The organism is Streptomyces sp. NPDC001889 (assembly GCF_053594535.1).
In genome coordinates this window covers 96,906-110,236 of the sequence record NZ_JBSFER010000024.1, presented here as the reverse complement: position 1 = coordinate 110,236, position 13,331 = coordinate 96,906, and the positions used below count along the sequence as shown (strand labels likewise).

24 protein-coding genes are annotated in these 13,331 nt (G+C 70.7%); 2 read left to right on the top strand and 22 right to left on the bottom strand.

Annotation, left to right across the window (positions count from 1 at the left end):
• Positions 1-26: 26 nt before the first annotated feature.
• Together ACWCRA_RS26910 and ACWCRA_RS26905 are read left to right on the top strand one after the other, a co-directional pair.
• Positions 27-563 (top strand): PH domain-containing protein, encoded by a 537-nt coding sequence (locus tag ACWCRA_RS26910; RefSeq protein ID WP_351552264.1) that lies wholly within the window; start codon positions 27-29, stop codon positions 561-563.
• Between the two features lie 600 nt (positions 564-1,163).
• A complete protein-coding gene (locus ACWCRA_RS26905) occupies positions 1,164-1,292 on the top strand; it encodes a hypothetical protein (RefSeq protein ID WP_451068810.1) in 129 nt (42 codons plus the stop codon).
• 269 nt (positions 1,293-1,561) lie between these two features.
• Here ACWCRA_RS26905 and ACWCRA_RS26900 read toward each other — a convergent pair whose 3' ends face one another.
• The 22 genes from ACWCRA_RS26900 to ACWCRA_RS26795 all read right to left on the bottom strand — a co-directional run bounded on the left by ACWCRA_RS26900 (position 1,562) and on the right by ACWCRA_RS26795 (position 13,308).
• Positions 1,562-1,972, bottom strand: coding sequence for an HTH domain-containing protein (locus ACWCRA_RS26900; protein ID WP_451068809.1), 411 nt, complete (start codon positions 1,970-1,972; stop codon positions 1,562-1,564).
• A 63-nt stretch (positions 1,973-2,035) separates the two neighbouring features.
• A complete protein-coding gene (locus ACWCRA_RS26895) occupies positions 2,036-2,749 on the bottom strand; it encodes a hypothetical protein (RefSeq protein ID WP_451068808.1) in 714 nt (237 codons plus the stop codon).
• 143 nt (positions 2,750-2,892) lie between these two features.
• Positions 2,893-3,129: a hypothetical protein gene (locus ACWCRA_RS26890; RefSeq protein WP_451068807.1), complete on the bottom strand. Its 237-nt coding sequence runs from the start codon at positions 3,127-3,129 to the stop codon at positions 2,893-2,895.
• Positions 3,130-3,209: 80 nt separating this feature from the next.
• On the bottom strand, positions 3,210-3,551 hold the full coding sequence (locus ACWCRA_RS26885) for a hypothetical protein (protein ID WP_451068806.1): 342 nt from the start codon (positions 3,549-3,551) through the stop codon (positions 3,210-3,212).
• A complete protein-coding gene (locus tag ACWCRA_RS26880; protein ID WP_451068805.1) occupies positions 3,548-3,751 on the bottom strand; it encodes a hypothetical protein in 204 nt (67 codons plus the stop codon). Before ACWCRA_RS26880 ends, ACWCRA_RS26885 begins: the two co-directional genes overlap by 4 nt.
• A 73-nt stretch (positions 3,752-3,824) precedes the next feature.
• Positions 3,825-4,088: a hypothetical protein gene (locus ACWCRA_RS26875; protein WP_451068804.1), complete on the bottom strand. Its 264-nt coding sequence runs from the start codon at positions 4,086-4,088 to the stop codon at positions 3,825-3,827.
• Positions 4,089-4,179: 91 nt separating this feature from the next.
• Positions 4,180-4,470, bottom strand: a complete 291-nt coding sequence (locus ACWCRA_RS26870) for a hypothetical protein (RefSeq protein ID WP_451068803.1) — start codon at positions 4,468-4,470, stop codon at positions 4,180-4,182.
• Between the two features lie 32 nt (positions 4,471-4,502).
• Positions 4,503-4,985: a WhiB family transcriptional regulator gene (locus tag ACWCRA_RS26865; RefSeq protein ID WP_451068802.1), complete on the bottom strand. Its 483-nt coding sequence runs from the start codon at positions 4,983-4,985 to the stop codon at positions 4,503-4,505.
• 39 nt (positions 4,986-5,024) lie between these two features.
• Positions 5,025-6,779: an AAA family ATPase gene (locus tag ACWCRA_RS26860; protein WP_451068801.1), complete on the bottom strand. Its 1,755-nt coding sequence runs from the start codon at positions 6,777-6,779 to the stop codon at positions 5,025-5,027.
• A 17-nt stretch (positions 6,780-6,796) separates the two neighbouring features.
• Positions 6,797-7,090 (bottom strand): hypothetical protein, encoded by a 294-nt coding sequence (locus tag ACWCRA_RS26855; protein ID WP_451068800.1) that lies wholly within the window; start codon positions 7,088-7,090, stop codon positions 6,797-6,799.
• Positions 7,090-7,407, bottom strand: coding sequence for a hypothetical protein (locus tag ACWCRA_RS26850; protein WP_351552293.1), 318 nt, complete (start codon positions 7,405-7,407; stop codon positions 7,090-7,092). The genes ACWCRA_RS26855 and ACWCRA_RS26850 overlap by 1 nt, the downstream gene beginning before the upstream one ends.
• Positions 7,404-7,661 (bottom strand): hypothetical protein, encoded by a 258-nt coding sequence (locus ACWCRA_RS26845; RefSeq protein WP_451068799.1) that lies wholly within the window; start codon positions 7,659-7,661, stop codon positions 7,404-7,406. The genes ACWCRA_RS26850 and ACWCRA_RS26845 overlap by 4 nt, the downstream gene beginning before the upstream one ends.
• Positions 7,658-8,098: a hypothetical protein gene (locus ACWCRA_RS26840; protein ID WP_451068798.1), complete on the bottom strand. Its 441-nt coding sequence runs from the start codon at positions 8,096-8,098 to the stop codon at positions 7,658-7,660. Before ACWCRA_RS26840 ends, ACWCRA_RS26845 begins: the two co-directional genes overlap by 4 nt.
• Positions 8,095-8,718 carry a hypothetical protein gene (locus tag ACWCRA_RS26835; protein WP_451068797.1) on the bottom strand — a complete coding sequence of 208 codons (624 nt, stop codon included), beginning with the start codon at positions 8,716-8,718 and terminating at the stop codon, positions 8,095-8,097. Before ACWCRA_RS26835 ends, ACWCRA_RS26840 begins: the two co-directional genes overlap by 4 nt.
• Complete coding sequence (locus tag ACWCRA_RS26830; protein WP_451068796.1) at positions 8,715-9,443, bottom strand: exonuclease domain-containing protein; 729 nt, start codon at positions 9,441-9,443, stop codon at positions 8,715-8,717. Before ACWCRA_RS26830 ends, ACWCRA_RS26835 begins: the two co-directional genes overlap by 4 nt.
• Positions 9,440-10,558: a recombination directionality factor gene (locus tag ACWCRA_RS26825; RefSeq protein WP_451068795.1), complete on the bottom strand. Its 1,119-nt coding sequence runs from the start codon at positions 10,556-10,558 to the stop codon at positions 9,440-9,442. Before ACWCRA_RS26825 ends, ACWCRA_RS26830 begins: the two co-directional genes overlap by 4 nt.
• Complete coding sequence (locus ACWCRA_RS26820) at positions 10,558-11,487, bottom strand: hypothetical protein (protein ID WP_451068794.1); 930 nt, start codon at positions 11,485-11,487, stop codon at positions 10,558-10,560. Before ACWCRA_RS26820 ends, ACWCRA_RS26825 begins: the two co-directional genes overlap by 1 nt.
• Before the next feature lie 11 nt (positions 11,488-11,498).
• Positions 11,499-11,882: a hypothetical protein gene (locus ACWCRA_RS26815; protein ID WP_451068793.1), complete on the bottom strand. Its 384-nt coding sequence runs from the start codon at positions 11,880-11,882 to the stop codon at positions 11,499-11,501.
• A complete protein-coding gene (locus ACWCRA_RS26810; protein ID WP_451068792.1) occupies positions 11,879-12,211 on the bottom strand; it encodes a hypothetical protein in 333 nt (110 codons plus the stop codon). Before ACWCRA_RS26810 ends, ACWCRA_RS26815 begins: the two co-directional genes overlap by 4 nt.
• Positions 12,208-12,552 carry a hypothetical protein gene (locus ACWCRA_RS26805; protein ID WP_451068791.1) on the bottom strand — a complete coding sequence of 115 codons (345 nt, stop codon included), beginning with the start codon at positions 12,550-12,552 and terminating at the stop codon, positions 12,208-12,210. Before ACWCRA_RS26805 ends, ACWCRA_RS26810 begins: the two co-directional genes overlap by 4 nt.
• A complete protein-coding gene (locus ACWCRA_RS26800; protein WP_451068790.1) occupies positions 12,545-12,781 on the bottom strand; it encodes a hypothetical protein in 237 nt (78 codons plus the stop codon). The genes ACWCRA_RS26805 and ACWCRA_RS26800 overlap by 8 nt, the downstream gene beginning before the upstream one ends.
• Positions 12,781-13,308, bottom strand: a complete 528-nt coding sequence (locus ACWCRA_RS26795; protein ID WP_451068789.1) for a hypothetical protein — start codon at positions 13,306-13,308, stop codon at positions 12,781-12,783. The genes ACWCRA_RS26800 and ACWCRA_RS26795 overlap by 1 nt, the downstream gene beginning before the upstream one ends.
• Between the last annotated feature and the right edge of the window lie 23 nt (positions 13,309-13,331).

Here is a 13,331-nt window from a genome sequence, read left to right as displayed (position 1 = left end):
CGGGCATCAACTGGGGAGGGACGCATATGACTTACGGCCGTCCGGACATCGACGCCGCGGTGTCGAAGCTGCCGAGCACGCTGGGTTCGAAGCGGGAGATCGCCCGCCTGCCCGAGATCCTGTGGGAGGGGGAGACTGTGGACATGCTGGCCACGGGCCTCTATGCGAAGGGCAACGGGCTCATCGCGCTCACGAACCTGCGGTTGCTCTTCTTCAAGCATGGGGTGATGTCTCAGACGCTGGAGGACTTCCCGCTGGGGAACATCTCGTCCGTGCAGTGGACGGGCGGAATGCTCGGCGGCACCTTGACGGTGTTTGCCTCGGGGAACAAGGCGGAGATCAAGTCAGTTCCGCGCGATCAGGGAAAGGCGTTGGCTGATCAGCTACGGGCACGTCTGGCAGGCGCTCTGGCTGGCCCAGCTGCTCCTCCTGCTGCTCCGGCTCATGTTCCTCAGCAGGATGTGGCGTCTCGTCTGGCGACGTTGGACCAGCTGCGTGTGGCGGGGGCGATCACGGATGCGGAGTATCAAGACCGTCGGACGGCGATTCTCAACAGCATTTGACGGACGAGAGTACTGGCCGGCGGGGTTCCCTGCCTGACTCTCCACATCCGAAACTGAGGTAGCTAATCCTGGATTTTAGGGGGCATTTCCTCAACGCGACTGTACTGGTCGTTGAGGACACAAGCGGAGGCCTCTGGCCAGAAAGCGGCTGGAGTCCGCTACTCCTGACCCATCCCTTGAGTAGACCGTCCGGTCAAGAACATACGGGTGCCGGCAAGACCCGCTACGTCCCGAAGCACGAGAACGACGTCTTCATGCGCCAAGGGTGTGCATGAAGACGGTGATGTTGTCCTGGGTGATCCGCCGTTCGTGGCGGGAAGCACGAAGGCCCCCGACTGTATGAGCTGGGGGCCTTCGGAGTGTCTAGGGTTTCCGGGCATGCCGGATCTGAGGACCATGGTCCGGCATGATCGCCCGGAGTGCAAGCTGCGGCGACCGAAAATTTCTTTGCCCAGCCGAGGTTGGGCGCGTTTCCTGTCAGCCTCCGCTTGTATCCTGAGCGGGCTCAGCCCAATCTCCCCTAACTCCGTGTCATGCGCGCGGAGTTCGTAGGGCCTCCGGCGCCGACCGTGTGCCGGTGGAGAAAGGGGAGGGCACGTGATGGACTCCGAGATGGAGAAGCCCGGCAAGAAGCGGCGGTGGACCGGCCCCGAGAGGTGGCAGGTCACCATCGGTGCGCTGGGGCTTCTACTGACCGCCATCACAGCCATGGGGCAGTTCGCCCGATAGCGGGTGCCCATGGACGAGACGGTCGAGGCCGGCAGCTGCGCATGCAGCGAGCCCGGTCTACTTGTGGTCGACCGGGCTCGTGAACTGCATGAGGGCCCGTCTCCGGTTGCAGCCGGGGGCGGGTCCTTTGTGCTGGAGACGGTGGAACGGCTCCCAATGGCGTGGGGATCGCCCTGTACGCGTCCAGAACACTCCAGGAGACTCCAAAAGACTCCAGCGAACTCAGACCAACTGTAGCTAACTCAGCTACCCCCAGCTACCTTCGCCTTTCAGTGTCTTTCGCGACCTCCCTGCGGGTAACACTCCGTGAAGGCTTCCGCGAGCGCGACAAGCGCCGCGCTGTACTCGCGGAGATCGCTTTCCCATTGATGCGCGATGTGATCCGCGACGATCGCGTGGGATGGCCGGGCCGCGATCACCTGCGCGACGGCGTCCGCGATGTCGCGCATGGCCCCCTCCGCCTCCGCGACACGTCGCGCGCGACGCTCCGCGAAGGTCTCGGTGGTGCGCGACGTGTCGCGGAGGATCGCCTTCACGTCGCGCCAGATGGTGTCCTTGGAGACCTCCAGCCGTCGGGCGATCTCGGTCTGGGCCAGGTTGTCGCGAAGGAGTTCCGCGACGCGGGCGCGACGGGCCGCGACGCTCACGCGGCGGTCGCGGGTACGGTTCGGGGTAGCCATGGAGTTCACTTCCGTGTGCTGGGCCCGTGCAGCGGTTGCGTCGCTGTACGGGCCGCGGTCGTTTCAGGCGGCAGAGGCTGGGCTGGCCCAGGTGCGCCCGCAGCCGCCGCAATGGGCGGTCGGGGCGGCGCCGGCGCCTCCGTGGGCAGTGAGCCGACCGCCGCAGTCGGGGCACGGCGGTGCGAGCGCGGCGGTCCGGGCGCCGGTGTCGAGGACCCGTTCGATCCTCTCGACGGCTCCGGCGGCGGTGATGGCGATGCGCTTGTGCTCCGCGTCGGTGAGAGGCCGCTGTGGGCCGAGTATCCCGTCGGCGCGGGCGCAGAGCCAGAGGGCGGCGTCGATCGCGGTTCGGTTGCCGGTGAAGCGCCACCTCTGGGGGTTGTTGCGGTCCTCCTCCGCCAGCTGGTCGCGGCGCGCGCGGTCGGCGGCCGGCCATGAGCGGGGGGCGTCGGTCATTGGGGAGCGCTGAATGTCGGCAGCGAGACGGTCGGCGCATTCGACCAAGGCAGCGGTGACGAGGCGCATGGTGTCGTGGACGGCGAGTCTGATCGGGACGGGTCGTACGCCGATCTGGTCCGGTGAGCGTTCGAGCTGGCGGAGGGCGGCGGCGTGGTGTCGCTGTGCCTCAATCTCCTCGGCGTCGAGTGCGTCGAGCTGGGCGAGGTAGTCACGGAGCCCTTGGCCGAAGCCATGGTGGATCGCTGGGGTGCCGAGGGCTTCGTGCAGGTCGGGCCAGGTGCGGGCGATGGTGCGGAGGTGCTGGGCGGCGGTAGTCATCGAGTGCTCCGGGGTGTGGATGGGCCGGTACGGTGATCCCACCGAGCAGGGGCGCTCCTGGTCTGTGGCGGACGGGGGAGCGCCCCTTCGTCCTGTGTCGGGCTAGCAGTGCAGGGCACCGCGTGGGATAGGCGACGAGCCGATCACCGCGAGTGCTCGGACGGCGGATCGTCCCAGACGATCTCGGTGTGGCCTCCGTGTCCGTGGACGGCGAGTGCGTCATCCAGCGACTGCCAGAACACGATGGACGGTCGATCTCCGAGCCAGCGGATCGACACGGTGCCATCGGCCCAGAGCACGCCGTCGGCGACTCGGCCAGTGCCGGATGCTCCGGTAATGTCTGTGTGGCGCTGGAGATGGAAGCGGCGGGGGTGGGTCACAGGTACCTCCGTAGGGGTCGGATGGTGTGGATGCGGCGCCAGGGCCGGGTGCGGGTGGTGCTGGTGGCGGGGCGGGCCACTCACCGGGCGGGTCCTTCGCCGAGGATCTGGCGGGCGACTTCGAGGGCGTAGGGGCTGATCTCACCGCGGTCGTCGCCGTCAGCCGCGTCCTCAAGCCACTCGGCGAGCGCGGCCCCGAGGCCGGGGTGCATGGCGGCGACGTAGCGGGCGATCGACTTCGGCTGGTCGCCCTTGCCGTACACCTCGGCGACGCGCTCCCTGGGCGCGGTCGAGGTGTAGACCCCCTGCTCGTAGGTGCAGGAGTCGAACTCGGGGTCACTGTGCCAGGGGCCGTCGGGCACGGCGGTCGCGAGGGCGCGCAGCCGGGAGGCGGCGGCGCGAAGAGTGTCGGCGGGGGTCACCGGGTGATCCTTCCGGTCTTGCGCTTGCAGGCGGGGCAGGTGACGGTGGCGCTCGGGGGCATCCAGTGGGTGGTGGAGCCGTCGGCGATGAAGTACCCGCAGGCGGTCTCGTGGTCGCCTCCGAGCAGGTCGCGGGCGGCGTGGGTGTTCCGGCCGCCGTACAGCCGGACACGGCGCGGGTGATCGGGAGTCGTGCTCATCAGGTTCTCCTGGTGTTGTGGAAGGCTGTCGGGGTGCCCGCCCCGGGGTGAAGCCGGGGCGGGCATCCTGCGGTCACGGGGTGGGGGGCTCGGGGGTGGCGCTGACGAGCGGCGCCATTTCGCGGGCCGCGTCGAGCCGGGCGGCCAGGGCGTACACCTGGATGGCGCCCTGTGCCAGCGACGACGCCCCGCGGGAGGCGGAGCCGGAGCCGGCAGTGACCGCCCGGGCGTAGGCGGCGGCGTCATCGGCCAGCCGTTCGGCGTCGCGGGCCAGTTCCTCGGCTGCGGTGCGGATCTGGGTGTCGGCCATACGCCGGGCCAGACCATCGGCAGGCATCAGGATGTCTCCTTCGGGGTGTCAAGGATGTAGCCGGTGCGGCGCGGCCGGCCGTCGCGGGTAGTCGGGGACTGGTGCAGCGAGCTGACGCTCACGGCGTCGGCTCCTCGGTGACGACGATGGGCAGCACGGTCGCCAGGTGGCTGGCGAGCTGGCTGCGGGCGAGGCCGCGGAACGCCTCGCGCTGGACGTCGTCAGCGATCTCCCACGTGCCGGCAGAGACGGGGGTGCAGTGGGAGTACCGGACGCCGGAGATCTCGATCTCGGCGTGCAGGGCGATGTACCACGGGCCGGGCGTCTCGCGCTCGGGGCCGGTGGAACCGGATGTCCGCCGCTCGGGCTCGTCGTCGCGGCTGAGTCGGTAGCGGGTGCTGATGCTCATGGCGTCTCCTCCTTGGTGCGGTGGGTGTCGGGTCAAGCTGCTGTGTGGCGGGCTCGGCTGGCTGCGGACCGGACGGCTATCTGAGCGAGGCAGGCAGCACAGGGCCGCTCTCTGAGGGCTCGGTGGGTCTCGTAGCCGCGGATCGAGCCGCCGGCCGGGAGTGCGTGTTCCTGGGCGAGTACCCGGCGGCGGCGTGTGTCGGTCTGCTTCTCCCGGGCGCGGGTGCAGGTGGTGCAGCGCTCGCTGTGCTTGAGGTGCTCCATGTACGCGGGGCCGTCGCCGCAGGGCCGCCGGATGTGGCCGTGGCGGTCGATCCACCAGCCGGGCCCGCGTTGGGCGGCGATGCGTTCGGTGGGGGTGCGGCCGCCCCACACGCCGTACCTTTCGTCGGCTCCGAGGAGGGCGCAGGGGGCTTGGAGGGGGCAGGTGTGGCAGATGGCGGCGGCGTGCTGCTGGGCGGTGGGGGTGGTGGTCCACCACAGTTCGGGGGTGGTGGTGCAGGGCGGGGTGGGCATGGGGGCTCCTCTCCGGGGGGTTGGTGGTGGGGTGGTTGGTCAGGTGGTGGTGCAGGTGGTGTGGGTGGTGTGGCCGTGGGCGGCCCAGGTGGGGTCGAGTGGGCGGGTGCAGGTGGTGCAGTGGGGGTCTGTGCGTTCCGGCGTTCCCTCCCCGTTCCCCCTCTTCGAGGGGGGAACGTGGGGAACGGGGGGTGTTCCTGGGTGTTCCGCAGGTGTTCCGGGAACCATCTGAGCTGGGGTTTCTTCTGTTCCGGGCGTGTTCCGGGAACGCGTTCCGGGAACGCCCTCGGGAAGGGGCTCGGGGAACGCTTTCGGGGAACGGTCGATACTGGATGATTCCGGACGCGCTTTGCGAATCGCGACGGCGTCGGCGATCTTGGCGTTGCCCGCTGGCACCTGGAGGTCAACGAGGGTTTGACGGACTGCCCTGTTGCTCGCGTCGTTGGGCACGCGCGCGCGGTCGAGGACGCTGATGATGTGCTCCACCGTCCCGGGGACGGCGGCCATGCCGCTCGGGGCCTCGTGGGTCATGACGACGTGCCGGGTGCCGCCGACGGCCCAGTTGTCGCCGTCGCGCTGGGACTGGCGGAGCAGGCTGAAGTGGTCGGGGCCGATACCGGTGCGGGTGTGCGTGCGCTTGAGGGTGAGGGCGCCGCCGCCTTGGTAGGAGAGTTCCCAGACGTGGTCGACGTCCTGCGTCTTCGCGGAGGAGCCGCGTCCGCCGCGGTCCTTGTCCTTGCCGAAGTGGTCGAGGCGGATGGAGCCGACGCGATCGCGTTTGAGGGGGAGCAGGGTGTGGCGGTACAGCCCGAGCCAGGTATCGGCGTCGTTCTCGGGGCCGGAGATGAAGCGGGAGACGGTGTCGATGACGACAAGCTCGGCTTCAGTGGCTTTCACGAGGGCGAGAAGGTCGGCGCCGCCGGCGGCGGTGTCGAGGGGGCGTACGGGTGGGAAGGAGGCGTACTGGAGTTCGCCCATGGTGAGCGGTCCGGCGCCGAAGGACAGGAATCGTTCCTGTACCTGTTCCTGGCCGTTCTCGGCGTCGAGGTAGAGGATGCGCACGGGGGCTTGTGGCTTGTCTCCGAGGAAGGACTGTCCGGTGGCCATGCGCCACATCCATTCCTGGCAGAACAGGCTCTTGCCCGCTTTGCCGTCGCCGACGACGGTGATCTGTTGGCCGGGGCCCATGAGCTTGCCGGGGAGAAGCTGGATGGCTCCGAAGTCGGTGGCGAAGAAGGTGCCCCAGTTGAGGATGGCTGCGACGAGGTGTGCGGGGCCGTGACCGGTGGACTCGCGGAGCTGCTCGGCGTGGGTGAAGTCGGCGACGAGGGCGTCGAGGTCTTCGCCGGGGGCGCCGCTGAGCACGGCCGACTTGAGCCGGTTGGCGTGTTCGTCGTAGCGCCGCTTGCGGGCGGCTTCGGAGATCTGTTCGGCGAAGTGGGGGGCGCTGGTGGCGGGGAGGTAGTCGGCTCCGAGTCTGTTGATGGTGTTGCCGCCCTCTACCTCGCGGAGGCGGCCGAGGTTGTCGATCTCGGCGCGTATGAGGACGGGGTGGGGCGGGGTGCCGGCGGCGACGAGTCCGGCGACGGTGTCCCAGAGGAGCCGGTGGGCGGGGTGGTAGAAGTCGTCTCGGTCGATGATCGCGGCGCAGGCGTGGTAGGCGGCTGCGTCGTGCATGACGGCGCCGATGACGAGCGCTTCGGCTTCGGTGTCGTGAGGGGCCTGGGTGCTGAGGACGTCGAAGTCCGCCGGGTCCGCTGGGTCGCGGTGGTTCATGTGGCGGACGTTCTCCACGGTGCGGGCTCCTCAGTTCAGAACAGGGTGGTGGGGTCGGCGGGTGGGCAGCGGTGTTCGGTGACGATCTGGTGGCCGCAGGTGCGGCTCCAGCAGCGCCAGCGGAGTTCGGGGGGCCGCCAGGGGCCGGTGAGCAGGCACCAGGTGAGCCGGTTGGGTTCGCGGTGCTCGTGCTCGCGGGCGGGATCGATGGGGGTGAGGTCCGCGGTGACGTGGAGTGCGGCTACGCGGCCGACCCATTGGCGGAGGATGGGGGCCGTGCACGCCGGGCACCGGGAGTCGGCGGCGCCCGGCGTGCGACGGCCGGCCATCAGGCGCTCTGGGCGTCGCTCTGGAAGAGCGTCCCGCTGCTGGTGCGCCGGTCGTACATCTCCCGCTGGATGCCGCGGAGTCGTCCGCCGCTGATCTCGTCTCCGGCGACTTCGATGCTGGTGATGCGGACCTTGACAGCGGGGGCCTTGTCCTCATCGGGCCCAGGCTCGGTGCGCTCGACGTGGGCCAGCTCAACGACGGCCATCCACCGTCCGCGCCGCTGACGGAACATCTCGGTGGCGTGTGGTTCGAGTGCCTCGGCTACGTCGGTGAGGACTTTGGAGTCGAACTTGATGTCGGCGTCGATGTGGATCATGCGGCCTGCCTTTCGGTGGTGGGTGCTGCCACGGTGCAGCGGGCGGCGTGAATGGTGCGGACCGAGTCCACGAAGCGCTGGACCGTGGCGGCGCCGGTGACGGGGCCTTCCTGCTGGTGGCAGAGGAGGCAGGCGTAGACGGCGCGGGGCTGGCGGGTGTAGTGGATGTGGCCGGCGCGCTGGCCGTGGCGGATCTCGCGGCCGTCGCCGAGGTCGACGGCGAGTGCGCCGGTCAGGGTCTGGCGCCCGGTCATGACGCCTGCCCGAAGATCGCGGCGAAGGCCGCCCTGTTGCGGGCGCGCATGGGCTGGTCTTCGACGCAGCCGGGGGCGACGCAGCGCGGGTAGTCGCAGCCGGCGCGCACCTTGCCCACTGGCTCGCGGCCGTGCCGGATCTGGAACGCGATTCGCAGCGCGGTGTGAGTACGGCAGCGGTGATCGAAGACCGCAGTCCCGAAGGTGTCCCTGCGGCCGGTCCACTGGAGGTGGACGCCGTCTGGTGTGGTGCGGGCCCAGTACGCGGCCTCGGGGGATGCGAACACCGGGCTCCGGCCACGGCGGGTCTTCGGGATGCCGAGATCGGTGCGGATCGCGGCGATGGTGTGGGGGTCGACGTGGGTCCGGCGGGATATCTCGGCGTTCGAGTGCCCAGCGCGCAGGAGCGCAGCGATGTGGGTCGCGCGGGGCTTCACTGGGCCGCCACCGTGGCGCGGTCGGGCCAGCGCACCGAGTCGAGCGCCCGCCGGCGGGCGTCGCCGACGACGGCGAGCGGCCATCCGAGCCAGTGCACACCCATCGCCATGAGGATGTAGGCGTCGGCCTCGTCGTACCGGGCGGTGCCCTCGGTGTGGATGCCGTAGGTCTCGGCGACGGCGGTGCGGAGTGCGCCCTTCAGCGCGTCCCCGCGGAGCCGGGCCCCGGTCGTCTCGTCTTTGGGGGCGGCGGTGCCGACGGCGTAGATCATGCGCTGGCCGGGGGTGATGACGGCGTACGGGATGCGGCGCTTCCAGAGGTCGTGGCGGACCATCCACCGCATCGCGGCGAGCGCGTCGGCGCCGCTGTTGTTGTGGCCGTACGCCGCGCCCTCGATGACGACGAAGTCGGCGTGGCGGATGTGGTCCCCGATGCCCGCGAGCTGCTGCTCGAACCTGCTGTGCTGGCTGGTGCCCTTGGCCTTGACGTGGTCGGTCCAGCCCTCTCCGGCGATGCCGGTGATGCCCATGGCGACATCGAGGCCGATGACCCGGGGCCGGGGCCCGGCCGTGGCCGGGAGGGTGGGCATCCCGGCCACGGGGGTGGTGGGGGCGGTCACTGGGCACCGCCTCGGGGGTGGGGGATCAGCGGCCACTCGGTCCGCACGCCGGTCGCCCACGACTCCTTGCCGGGCGTCCGGGCGAAGTACGCGGCCAGGGATTCGGCCTGCTCGCGGGCCCACTCGATCTGCCGGCCGTGGAGGACATCGAGCGCCGCGCCGCCGATCTCCGGCACGCCCTGTCCGATACGCCAGGCGACTCTGCATGCGGCGATGGCGTCGGCGTCTGCCGAGTGCGCCCCGTCCAGCGGCACGCGGTAGGTGCGGCAGAGGTCTTCGAGCTTCCGCCCACCCCGCCGGTACGGATCGGTGCGCTTGTCGAGGACCCGCGGGTCGATGACGCGCAGCTGGTCGCCGACGATGTCGGTCAGCGGCTGGACGCCGTGCCGGCGGGCCTCGCGGTCGAGCATGGTGAGATCGAAGCTCGCGTTCATCGCGACGACGGGTATGCCGTCCCGGACAACGTGGGCGAGCGCGGCGACGACCTGCTCGACCACCTCGGCGGCCGGGCGGCCGTCGGCCTGGGCCTGCTCGGTGGTGATGCCGTGGACGGCGGCCGCGCCGTCGGGGATGTCGATGCCGGGGTCGGCGAGCCATGTGGCGGTGGCGGTGGGCTGGCCGCCGCCGACCTGGACGACGCAGGCGGTGACGATCCGGTCGTCTTCTACGGAGACGCCGGTGGTCTCCAGGTCGAAGCCAGCCATGCGGGCGAGGTGCCAGCTCACGCGACCTCACCGGCCTTCACCGCGGCGAGGAAGGTCTCCAGCTGCCCGACGGAGCCGGACGACGGGTGCAGCCCTCCGTGCCGCTCCGCGAACGCCCGCTCTACCTGCTCGGTCGTCAGGCGGAACGGGCCGGCGGCGGCGATGATCTGGAACCACACGTCCTGTGCGGCGGCCGGGTCCACGATCTCCGCGTCCACGACCTCGTCGGTGCTGGTGTCAGGGGCGTCGGGGATGGCGTCGATGCAGGCGGGTGGGGCGTCATCCTCTTCAGGCTGCGCGGTCTGCTGCTTGAGGGTTTTACCGCGGGCTTTCAGCGTCGCGGCCAACGCGTCATCCAGGTGACCGGCCTGGTTCGCCTGCGTCCAGAGACGGCCTACCTCGTCCGCGTCGGTGGCGACGTCGGCGAGCGCGGCGTAGTCCGGGCGGCCAGCTTCGATCGCGGCCCGCTCCGGGCCGCCGGTCATCGCTGCGGACTCCGGGATCTGTCCGGAGACCAGCGCGGTCGGCGTGATGTCCACGTCGATCGTGGGCACCATCCACCGCAGCGTCTTTCCCTCCCGCTTCGCCGTCCGCTCCTCCAGACCGAGGTGCGCCGGGACATACCCGCCCGCCCGGGCCAGCAACTCGGCGACCCCGGGGAGTTCGAGGGCGGCGTAGTAGCCGTGGGACTCCAGCCTCCACACCCCGACGCCGGGGATCTCGGCGAGGACGACGGACAGGCGCGTGGTGGGCTTGCACTGCCGGTCGTGCGGGTCCGGGCCGCACAGGCACTGCCGGTCCTTCAGCAGCTCGGTGACGCCGTCGCAGCGGCGCTGGCAGCCACCGCCGGACCACAGCTCGTAGTACTGCGAGACGGGCTGGTGGGGGACGAGAATCGGCATGCGGGTCGCGTCGGTGATGACCTCGTACTGTCCGGTGCCGCCGTCGGGGGTCCAGGGGGCGACGGTGCCGCCGTACTGCGCGGCGACCTTGTCGAGGAGGGGCCGGGACGGGCTGGTGAGCCGGAAGCGGTTCAGCTTCGCCGGGCGCGTCCGGCCGTTGGAGGTGGGGACCTTCTGGCCGATGCGGATGCGGCCGAGTTCGCGGATGCGCTGCTGGAGATCGAGGATCGGCATCAGGCCGCAGCTCCTTCGGTCGTGGTGGCGGGGAGGGTAAGTGCGTCGCCGACGACGCTCTTGGCCGTGGTGGTCTGGAAGTCGGCGATGGCCTTGATGTGCAGGAACGCGGCGTACACCTCGGGCCCGCAGGCCACGGGGATGAGCCGGTATCCCTCCGGCCGCAGGTGCAGCACGACGCCGGTGGTGTGCATGGCCGGGAGGGGGATGCGGGTTCCGTCGCGGAGCCAGCCAACCTCGGCCCCGCGGTACGCGGCCATCTGGATTCCGGCCTCCGCGTAGACGCCCTTGATGTCGAGTTCGCCGCCGGTCTTGGTGTCCCCGATCAGCACCGCGTCGGCGGGCACCTCGGTGCCGAAGCGGGCGGTCAGCGCGGCAGCGATCCGGGCGGAGCGGAGGAGGTAGTCGAGCTTTCCGGCGTAGCCGTCGGTCTCGTTGCCGACGACCATCTCGGAGGCTTCGAAGGTCACAGCCCAGTCGGCGACGAAGCGCTCGAAGTGCTCCAGGTAGGGGCGGATCTCCGGGTTGTTGCGCAGCGCTTCGGGGATCGGCCGGTCGAGGACGTGGGCTTCGATGACGTCGTGGACGGCTCCGCCGATCTCAGCGCGGGCGTCCTTCTTGCGGGTGTGGGCCCGGCGGAGCCAGTCGTACGCCTCAGTCCGGTCCTCGGGCCGCAGGCTGCTGTGGATGAGATAGGGCAGGTTTTCGAGCGCGGTCTGCGCGGTGATGTTCCCGGCCCAGAAGACGAGCGCCTCCTTGGGCATGCCCTGGGAGAGGATCGTGGTGACCCGGCGGAGCTTGGTGCCGGTGAGGGGATCGCGGTACCAGCCCTGCGAAGGGCGGGGGATACGGTCCGCGCCGGTGGGGGCAGGGGCGCTTTTCTTCCGGGAGCGCCGGCCGGGGGCCGGGCCCGTGGTGGGCCCGGCCATCGGTGTCATCGTCACGGGGCACCGCCGTCGCGGGCGGACCGAAGCAGGTATTCAGCGAAGGGCCGCGCCTCCTGCGGGCTGGCCAGCGTGCGCCGTCGGCGCTTCCCGCCCTCCCGCCAGTTGACCTGGGAGCCGGACAGTCGGACAGCGGAGATACCCGGGCTCGTGGACACCTCGGCGGCGGCCTTCTCTGCACGCTGCCGCAGCAGGCCGGTGGCCCATGTGGCACCGTCGTCGAACGCGTCCGCCTCGCTGTCGGCGACGTCGTCCGGGAGGTCGGCGTCATCGATGTCGGCGGCGACCTGGCGCAGCGCCTCAGCAGTGATGTCGGCGTACAGTCGGTCGGCGTCTGCGCTGGTCATGTGCTTGCGCAGTTCGCGGTTCAGGTCGCTCATGGGGTGTCCTCTCGGTCGACGTAGGCGCGGCCGGGCTCGAAGAAGTCGGCCGGGCTGGTGGACTCGCCCTCGCGGGTGTCCTTCCCTCCGGCGGTCTCGTCGGCCATGCGGCGCAGGCGGATCGCAAGCCCTTCCAGCGCTCCAGCCGCGGCCGCGCATTCTTCGCTGTCCTCGAAGAGACCGACGGACCTGCCGGACAGGGCGGCAGCCTCGTGCAGTACCTCGGAGCGGTAGGCGTCGAGCAAGCTGTTCACGCTGTCCGCCTCTCCGGGTGCCAGAGACCAGCCGCCGCCGGTGAGGCTCTCGAACAGCTCCTCACGGGCGCTCATGCGGCACCTCGCTCGGAGGTCACTGCGCGGGGCCCGGCGGCGGCGATGAGCCGCTCCGCCAGCTCGCGGGCTTTCGTCCCGTACAGCGGGACCCTGCTGGAGGCGCGCGCCGTGAGGTCGGCCACCAGCTCCTCGAACGGGAGCCGGCCCTCGGCGGGCGCCCGGGTTTCGGTCGCCAGGTCCACCAGCCGGTCCCACAGATCAGCGTCGGCCGGGTCGAGGAGCGCCTCCAGGACGTCGGCCACCACCAGCGAGGTGAGCGCGGACAGGTCGAGCACCGGTCCGCTCGGGGTGGAGTCGATGTAGACCGGGATCGGCCCGGACACGGCACGGTCAGACATGGGAGTCCCCCAGAGGAGTCGGGTGGCAGTAGCCGCAGCGCGCGGTACCGGTCGGCACGGGACGCGGGCACGCGGTGCAGGTGGAGAGGGTGATCAGGGACGGCGGCACGGCCGGCGCCTCAGCGCGGTGGTGGATCAGGTGCGCCAGCGCGGGCAGACCCCGGAAAATCACGGCGGCCAGGAGTCCGTAGGCGCAGAGCGCGGCGATCACGATGCGGGTCACGAGCATCACCGGTCACCGCCCTCGGGGGAGGTCACGGAGAATGACGCGCAGGGGCAGATCAAGATCGGGTCGCCGAACGTCTTGGGCAAGTGGGCCCAGCACTTCGTGTCCCCGTGGTGGTGATCCACACCGGTATGGCCGCAGGAGCACAGGGCGTCCCGTGCAGGCAATACCCCGGATCGGCGGGGTGGAGGCGTCGTTCCCGCGTAGGCCCGTCCGCCGTCAGCGGCGATCCGGACCGCCTCCACCGTGAAGGGCCCGCCGGAGACGATCCCGCGCCGCTCCGCCGCGTCGCACACGTCGTGCACCGCGCCCACGCAGCCGCGCAGGAACGCCAGCTCCTCGGCGACCGTGGGCTCCAGGCCCACGTACTCAGCGAGTTCCGTCTCCAGCTCCGCGACCCGGGCCTGGAGACGGTCCAGCTCCACCAGCTCGCCCGCCGTCTCCGGGGACTGGAGCAGACCCGCCGCATCCAGAGCCGCCGCGATCGCCGCAGCCGAGAGCTGGCCCTGCTCCTGCGCCGCCTGGATCACACCAGCGGCCGCACACCTTGCCC

Bases quoted from the DNA above. Each gene is read 5' to 3' on its own strand.
- ACWCRA_RS26800 (WP_451068790.1), bottom strand. From the start codon at position 12,781: ATGCTCGTGACCCGCATCGTGATCGCCGCGCTCTGCGCCTACGGACTC.
- ACWCRA_RS26870 (WP_451068803.1), bottom strand. From the start codon at position 4,470: ATGAGCATCAGCACCCGCTACCGACTCAGCCGCGACGACGAGCCCGAG.
- ACWCRA_RS26815 (WP_451068793.1), bottom strand. From the start codon at position 11,882: ATGAGCGACCTGAACCGCGAACTGCGCAAGCACATGACCAGCGCAGAC.
- ACWCRA_RS26855 (WP_451068800.1), bottom strand. From the start codon at position 7,090: ATGGCCGGCCGTCGCACGCCGGGCGCCGCCGACTCCCGGTGCCCGGCG.
- ACWCRA_RS26825 (WP_451068795.1), bottom strand. From the start codon at position 10,558: ATGCCGATCCTCGATCTCCAGCAGCGCATCCGCGAACTCGGCCGCATC.
- ACWCRA_RS26850 (WP_351552293.1), bottom strand. From the start codon at position 7,407: ATGATCCACATCGACGCCGACATCAAGTTCGACTCCAAAGTCCTCACC.
- ACWCRA_RS26805 (WP_451068791.1), bottom strand. From the start codon at position 12,552: ATGTCTGACCGTGCCGTGTCCGGGCCGATCCCGGTCTACATCGACTCC.
- ACWCRA_RS26905 (WP_451068810.1), top strand. From the start codon at position 1,164: ATGGACTCCGAGATGGAGAAGCCCGGCAAGAAGCGGCGGTGGACCGGC.
- ACWCRA_RS26895 (WP_451068808.1), bottom strand. From the start codon at position 2,749: ATGACTACCGCCGCCCAGCACCTCCGCACCATCGCCCGCACCTGGCCC.
- ACWCRA_RS26845 (WP_451068799.1), bottom strand. From the start codon at position 7,661: ATGACCGGGCGCCAGACCCTGACCGGCGCACTCGCCGTCGACCTCGGC.
- ACWCRA_RS26900 (WP_451068809.1), bottom strand. From the start codon at position 1,972: ATGGCTACCCCGAACCGTACCCGCGACCGCCGCGTGAGCGTCGCGGCC.
- ACWCRA_RS26910 (WP_351552264.1), top strand. From the start codon at position 27: ATGACTTACGGCCGTCCGGACATCGACGCCGCGGTGTCGAAGCTGCCG.
- ACWCRA_RS26875 (WP_451068804.1), bottom strand. From the start codon at position 4,088: ATGCCTGCCGATGGTCTGGCCCGGCGTATGGCCGACACCCAGATCCGC.
- ACWCRA_RS26810 (WP_451068792.1), bottom strand. From the start codon at position 12,211: ATGAGCGCCCGTGAGGAGCTGTTCGAGAGCCTCACCGGCGGCGGCTGG.
- ACWCRA_RS26820 (WP_451068794.1), bottom strand. From the start codon at position 11,487: ATGGCCGGGCCCACCACGGGCCCGGCCCCCGGCCGGCGCTCCCGGAAG.
- ACWCRA_RS26865 (WP_451068802.1), bottom strand. From the start codon at position 4,985: ATGCCCACCCCGCCCTGCACCACCACCCCCGAACTGTGGTGGACCACC.
- ACWCRA_RS26880 (WP_451068805.1), bottom strand. From the start codon at position 3,751: ATGAGCACGACTCCCGATCACCCGCGCCGTGTCCGGCTGTACGGCGGC.